Genomic DNA, 9,932 nt, shown 5'->3' on the forward strand with positions numbered 1-9,932 from the left:
CTATAAACCGTGTATTCCTCAGACCAATCTGTGATTGCGAATGAAACATGCCGGTAGTCTCTGCGAAAATTCTCCAACAGCGCTTTTTGAATTTTGAGGGCGGTTTCCCACCGTTTTAGGGTGTTTACCTCATTGAGTTCCTCCTTTTTTTCTTCGAAAGTATGAAGTAAGTGTACTTTCAGAATTCTTTGGAGGAGCTATGAACAGACAATTGTTTCAAAGGTTCTTGCTCATATGTTTCATTGTGACCACGGTTCCGGTCGCTTTTGCGATACAGCCAAAGGAGAAAGATTCCATATTAGATGAGAGGGAATTTTTCAAGCCGGAACTTTCCATTCCGATTGCCAACGTTCCTCTCGATTCGCTTTTAAGCGTGTTGTCGAATGCGGCTGCATGGAGCAATTTCTTCGTGAGGTACGGGAGCGGTTTTGCTTACATTGATCCGCGATCTGCGAATCCTGATGGAATCATCACACGGGTTCCACTGATTCCGGGTTCCGGCAGCGGGAATCAGTTGATTCTTCAGGATCTGGAGAGGCAACTGGGGCGTCCGGTGCCGGTTGTCGATGAAGGAGTAGTGCGGGATGTGATCCTGCAGTGGATCAGTCAGAATCAAGCTGTGCTGGGAATCAACCCGGCAGAGTTTGGTTCCGCCAAAGCCGCCAGAGATGTTGACCATTTGTGGCAAATCCATATTCCGCGAAAAGTGAACGGCATACCGGTCCGTGATTCGCGATTCATGGCAACGGTCAGCTACGGAAATCTGGTTTTAGCCGGCGTTCAGGCCTGGGGCCCGGTTCTCACCAGCACGACTCCCGGCATTGACGCGACAGCGGCTGAACAAGCCGGATTCAATTATGCGGGCGGACGCGAAGCAGGTGATCGTATTTGGAAACAGCCGGCGCTGGAAATTCTTCCCTTCTCTCCACCCGGCTTCAGTCAAACGGACCTGCTTCAAGTCGGAAAAGGCTACGGACATTTTCTCGCGTGGGTTTTCGGATTTCAGCGAAGTCCGGATCGCGCATTGTGGGAAGTCGCTGTAGATGCACATACGGGTGAAGTCCTTTCTTTTCGTGATGTGAATCATTATACGGAAGAACAAATTGTAGGCGGTGTTTATCCATTGACCAATACTGCCGTATGCGGAAAGCCTACACAGTGCGGAACGATGCAGTCCGCATATCCGATGCCTTTTGCAGATACCGGATTAGCAGCCCCAAACAATTTTACTAACAGTGGAGGAGTGTTTGATTTCACCAGCGGAACGGTGACCACCACTTTATCGGGACCATTTGTGAACATATTTGATAATTGCGGCCCGGTCAGCGAATCCTCCAATGTAGGAAGCCTCGATCTGGGTGGAATCAACGGGCAGCACGATTGCGACTCTGCAGGAAGTTCACCAGGCAACACACCTTCATCGCGAGCGGGATTTTATGAATTAAATAAGTTAGTAGAGTTGGCTCGCGGTTACTTGCCGATGAATCCTTTCCTGCAAAATCCGATTACCGCGAACATGAACATCAGCGATGTGTGCAATGCGTTCTACTCTCCTATTGATGGCTCCATCAACTTTTTCAAAAGCGGGAGCAGTGACGGAACCAATTGCGCAAATACGGGAGAGATTGCGGCCGTGTTCGATCATGAATGGGGCCATGCACTCGATGATAATGACTCTGTAGGAGTACTGAGTAATTCAAGCGAAGGATATGCGGATATCGTTGGGATTCTTCGCTTGCAAGCTTCTTGCGTCGGACATGGCTTTTTCCTGCCTCCGGAGGGAGCGTGCGGTCTGGCTTCGGACGGCACCAGAAATGTAGATGAAGACCAAACGGCAGGAGTGCATTGTGCGGTAGATTGTTCCGGCGTTCGTGATTCCGATTTCGCGCTGCATGCAGATCAAACGCCCGATACGCCTCAGAATCATGTATGCGGCCGTTGTGTGATCAGCACGGGACCGTGCGGACGGCAGGTTCATTGTGCTGCCGCTCCTGTCCGGCAAGCCGGTTGGGATCTTGCTGCGCGCGATCTGCAAAGCGCACCATTCAACTACGATCCAAACACCGCTTTCATCATCGCTAACAAGATCTTTTATCAGGGAAGCGGAAACGTCGCGCTCTGGTATGCGTGCGATTGTGTATCGCGCATTTCCAACGGTTGCAACGCCGACAGCGGTTATTTGCAATGGCTCGCAGCAGATGATGATAACGGCAACGTGCTGGACGGAACACCGCATATAACGGCCATCTTCAATGCGTACAACCGCCATGGAATCGCCTGCTCGGCGCCTGCACAAACAAACTCCGGATGCGCCGGCGCGCCGAACATCTCTACAGTTGTGACAACGCAAGCGAGCTCCAATCAGATCCAGGTTTCCTGGAACGGTGTTCCGAATGCCGAACGGTACTGGGTGTTTCGTGGTGAAGGTTTTGCGGGATGTAATTTCGGAAAGGCTCTGATTGCAGAAGTTACAAATACTTCTTTCACGGACACTGAAGTGGGAAACCGGCAGTTGTATGCGTACAACATCGTTGCCGCCGGAAGCTCGGATGCCTGTTTTGGTCCGGCCAGTAACTGCTCGCTCGCAATGCCACAACACTGCGCTGCCAGAATCGAAATTGACCAGACACAATATACATGCGGTTCAAAGATGACTGTCACCGTCTGGGATAATCGCTTCGGAGCAGGTTCCGTAACGGTGACCGTCAGCTCCAGCAAAGAAAAGAACGAAACATTAAAACTCACAGAAACACCGTTGAACTCCGGACGTTATATCGGAACGATCGCAGTATCCGGCGGCGGACCTTCTCGCGGTGACGGAAAGATCGCCGTGAACAACATCGATACGATAAAAGTGTCCTATGTCGATCCGGATAACTGCGGAAAATCGAATACGACTGTGAGTACGAGCGCAACGGCCACCTGCAATTTCTGTGAAGGATCGCAAGCCACAGGACCAAACTTGACGGTTCTGGAATCGTCCGGCCAACTTACGCTGGGCGGCGGCGACGGCGATTCATTTATCGACAATTGCGAACAGGCAGAGTTCCGCTTCTCCGTTTTAAACAGCGGAAAGAATCTGCAGCACAACGTTCGTATCATGAGCGCCACTTCTTCTCATCCAGGCGTTCAGATTCAGACAACTTTCCCGAAAGTAATCGCGAATCGTCTTGCTTCCTGCGCAACCGCCGAAGGCATCTTAAACTTCAACAGCAGCGGTCTGAGTCCGGGAGACACTATCGAGCTCCGTATAGAAGTGACTTCCGATGAACTCGCTCCATCGACTCGCTCCGGTGTGTTCCGCATTGGTCCTGCAGAACAAGACCTCCAGCTGTTTGCTTCCAAGACCTTTAGTTTCGAAGCGGATCGGGAAGGCTGGGCAACATTCAGCGGTACTTTTGAAAGAAGCAACCTGCTGGGTGGCGCCAATGGAACCAACTTCCATCTAGCCTCATCGAGTTTGCAAGACAGCCAATGTGATGAGGTCCAATCGCCGGTTGTAGAGCTCAGTGAAAATTCCACGTTACGGATGTCGACACGCTTTGATACTGAGCCTTGCAGCACCGAATGCTACGATCGCGCCAACGTCGGAATTGTTGATTTAGAGACCGACACTCGCACCACAGTAGATCCGGATGGCGGAAGCACGTACAATGCTTCCGGCGCAAACGGTACTTGCGTAACGAGCCAGCAAAACGGCTGGAGCGGTCCGCAATCCGCTTTCCTGGAAAGCAGCTGGTCGGCTGCAGCTTTGAATTCGCCCACGTTTGCAGCCAAGGAAGTAAGACTCGACATCGCGTATGGCACCGATACGCTCATCAGCGGACGCGGATTCCAGTTTGATGAGCTTACTTTGACCAACTTCAAGATGCAGGTAAACGATAATCAGCCTGACGCCTGTCAGTAGCATACATATAAGGAAGGCACGGCTAATCCGTGCCCCCCTTTTTTAACGCAAAGGCCAGAAGACGCCAAGATGATCTTTGCGGCTTCGCGTTTTTGGGTTTAGCTTCTTTCTTTAACGTAACTGGTTTAGCCGTTGTTTTGCGGCGGTGCGCTGCTGCTGCATTTCCAGCGGCGCGACATCCAGGAATTTCTGGTAAAAACTGCGTGCTTTATCACGGTCCCCACTGGCTTCATAAGCAATCCCCAGGTTGAAGTAAACGTCGTGTAGATTTGGATCAAGACTCACTGCCTTCAAGAGGTGCCGAATCGACTCCTGCACTTTTCTCTGCTCAAACATCACAATGCCGAGACCATTGTAGGGCGTAGCGTACTCCGGATTTAAGCTGATTGCATTTCCATACGCAGTTTCTGCTTCCTTTCGTTTCCCTGCTTCTCGCAGAATGTTGCCATAGTTGTTCCAGCCGGATGCATGATTCGGATCCGCTTGCAGAACGATTTTCATTTCTCCGATCGCTTCAATGAATTTACCGGTTTGGAAAAACAGAATCGCCAAACTTTCGCGAAACTCGAGCCGGTCCGGTTGCTGCTTGATGGCAATCTGCAGTGAGTCTAAAGCTTTTGCTGGGTTACCTGACTTCTGCAATGCCAGAGCCAGCTCATGATGCACATCTGCGTCTGTTTGCCTTTTTGCCAACTTCTGCAGCAAATCAACTGCACGCGAAACATTGCCCGATTCACGGTATTGCTTTGCCAGCTGCAGCACAAAAAATGGATTCGAGCTTTCCTGATTATGAATTTTTTCCAGAAGTTTCAAAGCCTGCTGCTGTTTACCGGAGTTTTTAAAATGCAGATATTCCTGATAGAGGGTCCATACTCCAATCTTGTCCTTTGGATCAGAATCTCCGGCAACTGTGGTTCCGGAGGAGGTGTATCCTAGACTTTCTAGCTTCTCTCTCGTTTCCTCATCGGGCATTACTACAGATTTAGTAACGTGTCGCGAAAGTGCCGCAATGTCCTTTCCCAGAGGAGCCGCGATGCGGGGTTGCTTCTTATAGAGGTCATGCTTTTCTTGAGCGTCTTGCTTCCATTGATAAAGCTCCGGACGCGTGGTCAAAATCAACTTCCACTCATCTTTCAATACTCCGCGCATCGGGCTCCATCCATGAAGCTGCGGATAGAGCGATTCAAAATAGATGGATCTGGGGGTCTTAGAAAGCGAAATCAGCGACCGGCCATCACGTGAAAGCGGATCCTTGATTCCTGTAAGCTCCATAATGGTTGGCACAATGTCGATTGTGGCTGCGTTGACGTCATTTCGTGCACCTTTGACCGATCCATCATAAGAAAGGATCAGCGGAATTTTCATCGTGCTGTTATAGACAAAAAATCCATGAGTCGATTCTCCATGTTCACCAAGACTTTCCCCGTGATCGGCTGCAATCAGAAGCAGGAGCTGTTTGTTTCTTCCCTTTGATTCCAGCGATTTGAGCAATCGTCCGATCTGCTGATCGACAAAGCCAACTTCACCCCGGTAGCCTTTCCATGGAGCAGGCGGAGAATACGGAACATGGGGATCATAGTAGTGCACCCACAAGAACCAATTTTCAGCAGGCAGCCGGCTCAGCACATTCAGCGCTGCATCTGTTGTTTTGTCTGCAGTACGTTCCGCATCGAATCCGGAATAACCACCTTTTTGTCTGGCAAGACGATCTTCATAGATGTCGAAGCCCGCATTTAGCCCAAATTTGCGGTCGAGCACATAACAGGAAACAACAGCCGCAGTGCGATAACGACTTTGACGCAGGAGATAGGCGATGGAAGTCTGTTGGTCTTGAAACTTTTGTAAGCCATTGTGGTGCATATTGTGCCGGGTCGGATAGAGACCTGTAAGAATGGAAACATGCGAAGGAAAAGTCAGCGGCACCTGGCAAAACGCATTTTCAAACAGGATTCCTTGTCGCGCAATGTTGTCTAGATTCGGCGTGTGGTTAGAACCGCCGTAACAGGAGAGAGCATCCGGACGGATCGTATCGATTGTAATCAGGAGGATTTTGTTGACTGCCGGCGTCTGCGGAAGTTTCACGCTGATACTCGATATAAGGAGAGCTGCGAATACAGCAAAACTCGCGCAAATCCTCCACATGCATCTATTTTAGACAATTTCAGCGCAAGTTACGGGGCGCGCGCGTGTGGTGCCGGTTTGGATGTCCTATGGCTGCCACCTGAGAGCCGCTATAATTTCGATAAGATTGATTGATGAATAAGCCTCCGCTGCTTTCACATCCAATTTTTCTTGTTCATTAAGTAACTCAGCCTAAAACGACTCAGACAAATGACAGTCCAAAAGGATCTAATTATATGGAAAGACACATTCGCGTTGGACGGCGCAAATGAAAAAAATTCACGATAATGAAATACTACTGCGTAGAAATAATCTCGAAGAATTGCAGGACTGGGTTTTCATTCCAAACACGCTATCTGGTTGTCCCGTGAAAATGCTCCGATTTCCCTCCGTGCCCACAAAGGGGACAAAATAAGAGCGGGATTTTGTGGAAGTTACAATCCCAACCACACGTGGCTTAGCTTTATTTCGTCTCATGCGATTTGTCGATGACCGCCCCCTTCGGCATTTTGAACATTTCGGGATCGGGTCTGCTTTCGCGCAGAATCACGTTTTCGTATCGGTAGGAACCAACGGCCTTTCCCAGTTGATTCTTTTCCCAGGCACGGAACGTTACCTTTTTAGGAACGATAACGCCATTCACGGTTTGCCATTCGTTGTAGACGATCGCATGACGCTCTAAGTGTTCTGCCGGTTTGCCCTGACGAAACGCCGGGTACGTAATGATGTACAGCACCAGATGCAACCGGTTTGTCTCCTTATCAAAGTACGCGATGTAGTAGTCTTCGGGCGTATCCCCAACTCCTTTTTCGAAAGTGATTTTGACCACGTCATACATTTTCCCTTCTAACGCTTTCGTACCGACAGACTCCTGTTTCGTTCCTGGATCCGCGAAAAAGAAGGGAAGTCCAAAGAAGTAAAACGGTGTAGAAATGTAGAATCGCGGAGGGCTGCCTAAAACATCCAGGTCGCCGACGATCCAAACATCTTTTCCATCGAAGCCAACCTTGTATCGGTTACTCGTAATTACAATTTTGCGGGACTTCAAATCAATAACCTGATGATCACTGTGTGCACCTTCCTTCCCAAAGGGCCAATCCCGAACGTCATACTCGACAGTTCCAAAACGCCGGAACTGTTCGAGTCCTCCGTGAGCTTTGGAGGCTTCCTCCAGACCCGCAGATGCGGAAGCGGAAACAAGCAAAAGCATCAGCGATAAAAGAAAAAACAAAATCCTTGCTACCATGTTCATCCTCCATTTTTCAGGGACGCAGATCGAAACGCTCTGCGCTTTGGGATCACATGTCATTTTCGCACAACTCCACCCGGGGTGATTGAGAACCATGAGAAAACGCAGATGGATGGCTGGCACAAAAACACCGGCGGATTGCAGAACGCGCCCATACGGGTCGATGATCCCACTGATTCCTGTATTGGCGACTCGCACCATATAACGGCGGTTCTCGATCGCTCTCATGACAGCCATCGCGAAGTGCTGTCGCGGAGCGGAAGTGTCGCCAAACCATGCATCGTTGGTGATATTCACCAGGAGAGAAGCATCACGTAAAGAGAACTGACGGGACAATTGCGGAAAGATGACATCAAAACAGATTTGGACAGAAAACTTATTCCCGCGCAACCGAAAGGTTTCATAGTTCTGTCCGGGAGAAAAATCAGAGATCTCCGGAACTACCTTGCCCGCAAAAAACAAAATCGAACGCAACGGCACGTATTCGCCAAACGGAACCAGATACATCTTGTCGTAGCGCCCTTCAATGTCACCCTTGCTGTTTACAAGAAACGCGCTGTTATATACCCTTCCGCGATCGAAGAAATCGCTGCCGATCAGCATTGGCGTACGGCTGCGCCGTGCCAGATTCATGATTTGCTCCCACCAGAGGCCGCCTTCGCGAAGCGGAAACAAGGTGGAATATTCGGACCATACGATCAGGTCCGGTTTGCGGGCACGGATTAACTCTTCCGTCATCCGCAAGTGTTTCCGGTTGATTTCTTCGGCAAACTCGTAGCGCAATTTGACGCCCTGTGGAATGTTTCCCTGAATACAACCCACGGTGATCGGGTTTCCGGCTACCGGCCGTGAAAGGATACGATTTCCGAAATATGCAATACACAACAAGACGGTAATTATTGCTAAAAGATAGATGCATTTTCTAAGAACTAATACGGTAGTAGATGCGGCATTGAAGGCCATCAAGAGCCAGGACAACCCGTAAACTCCTGTGACGCTGGCCAATTGGGCAATCGCTAGTTGGCTGTACTGGCTATACCCGAGCAGGCACCAGGGGAATTGAATGAAGAGATTGCGAAGCCATTCCAGAGTGATCCACACAAACGGAGCCGCCAGCATAGCGATCTGCATTCCCAATCGCGAACGTAATACTCCCAGGACCGCTCCGAAAGTGCCCCAGAAGAGAGACAGAAGCAAACAAAGCAGAATCAGGATTCCGCCGGATAGAAAGAACCCCAATTTCGTATAATGCTCGAGCACGTGGAAGATCCAGTACAGGTTGCCCAGTTGAAAGAGGAATCCGCTCAGAAAAAAATAGAAAAAGAGATCACGTGAAGGAAGAAAAGGGACCAGCAGCAGCAAGGGAATGAAACATACAAATCCGAGCCACGAGAATTGCAACGATGGGAAAATACTGATCTGAAGCAGTCCTGATAGCAGAACGCAGAGAAATGGAGAAGGGACTGTTTTCAGCCGGTGGAACGCCATGGGGTCAATAGGCTCCACCATTAAAGACCTGAGCACTATCCTACTCCATGTATGAAGCTCAACCGTTTCGGGACGGCTCGTATCTTGTAATCGGTTATGGCGCAACGGAGAAGAATGCAGATCATGAAGCTTACGTCATGCGAATTACGGCGGACGGAAAAGTTCAATATCACAAAACGTTCGGAGGTCCTACTCACGATCGTGCAACCAACGCTCTGATTCTGGAAAATAATGCGCTTATCGTAGTTGGACAGACACAACGACCTGATTCGGCGGATGAAGATTCCGGTTGGGACATGATGGTTTATGCGATCGATCCGATTGCACTCCGATCTGGTCCGCAAGATATGGTGGTGAAGGGGTCGAATTTGGAAGAGCGGTGAAAGGGGACGCCTCCAATCTCTGGTTGATCGGTCATACCACTTCGGAACAGGGCAGCAACGTGCTCATGATCCGGATGGATGCATCGAGTCTCCTTCGGGGGTAAATTGACTCGTTTCGGCTTGCGTCCTTAGCCTCTTTTTTGGATGATTGAGCAAGAATCGTTTGTTTCAGTCATGTATAAAACGACTTCTGAAAGGCGGACAAGGCGCAAGGCTGAGTCATCTGCTGGCTTCGACAGGAGACACGCGCCGCATTTCCAAAGCCATCCGGCATCTGCGCGAACACTTCAACGAGCCGCTGAAAATCGAAAATATCGCAAGCGACCTGGGCATGAGCGTTTCTGGTTTTCACCATCACTTCAAGAGTGTCACGGCAATGAGCCCTTTGCAATTTCAAAAACAATTGCGACTTCAGGAAGCGCGCCGTCTTATGATGGGCGAAGATTTGGACGCCGCCAGTGCCGCGTTTCGCGTTGGTTATGAAGATACCTCTTATTTCAGCCGGGACTATAAAAGGATGTTCGGTGCCCCACCGCAAGGTGACATCGCAAAACTGCGCTGCAACCTCGAAATTTAAGAAAGCTAAACTCGAAGGTTGATAAAAAATGAGGGTGTCAGAAACTACAGTCCAATCGTAAGTTGGTTCATCTGCTCTTTTATAAGGCTTCCATACGTAGCTACACAGTCAGAACTGACGGAGAGGGAGCATACTCCGGCAACATTCATGAAATCTGATCCCACAGAGCCAGGGGGAAGCTTGGATTCAGATCGACCGCTCGCAAAA

Annotated in this window: 4 protein-coding genes and 1 pseudogene; 3 read left to right on the plus strand and 2 right to left on the minus strand. The window is 49.8% G+C overall.

The features are described 5' to 3' along the window. The first annotated feature begins 199 nt into the window (after nucleotides 1–199). The gene (locus L0156_00260; GenBank protein ID MCI0601424.1) at nucleotides 200–3,907 is read left to right on the plus strand and encodes an endopeptidase; all 3,708 of its coding nucleotides are present in this window, start codon (nucleotides 200–202) and stop codon (nucleotides 3,905–3,907) included. 111 nt (nucleotides 3,908–4,018) lie between these two features. Here the strand turns inward: L0156_00260 and L0156_00265 are convergent, their stop codons facing one another. Both L0156_00265 and lnt read right to left on the minus strand, forming a co-directional pair. Then, entirely contained in the window at nucleotides 4,019–5,989 is a 1,971-nt protein-coding gene (locus L0156_00265) for a sulfatase-like hydrolase/transferase (GenBank protein MCI0601425.1), read from the minus strand. A 502-nt stretch (nucleotides 5,990–6,491) separates the two neighbouring features. Further along, entirely contained in the window at nucleotides 6,492–8,801 is a 2,310-nt protein-coding gene (lnt, locus tag L0156_00270; GenBank protein ID MCI0601426.1) for an apolipoprotein N-acyltransferase, read from the minus strand. 11 nt (nucleotides 8,802–8,812) lie between these two features. On the opposite strand from lnt, the gene L0156_00275 reads away from it, so the two are divergent. Further along, the gene (locus L0156_00275; GenBank protein ID MCI0601427.1) at nucleotides 8,813–9,148 is read left to right on the plus strand and encodes a hypothetical protein; all 336 of its coding nucleotides are present in this window, start codon (nucleotides 8,813–8,815) and stop codon (nucleotides 9,146–9,148) included. Between the two features lie 178 nt (nucleotides 9,149–9,326). Further along, a pseudogene (locus tag L0156_00280) lies at nucleotides 9,327–9,725 on the plus strand (AraC family transcriptional regulator). The last annotated feature ends 207 nt before the right edge of the window (nucleotides 9,726–9,932 follow it).

Source organism: bacterium (assembly GCA_022616075.1).
In the GTDB taxonomy this organism is placed as follows: Bacteria; Acidobacteriota; HRBIN11; order JAKEFK01; family JAKEFK01; genus JAKEFK01.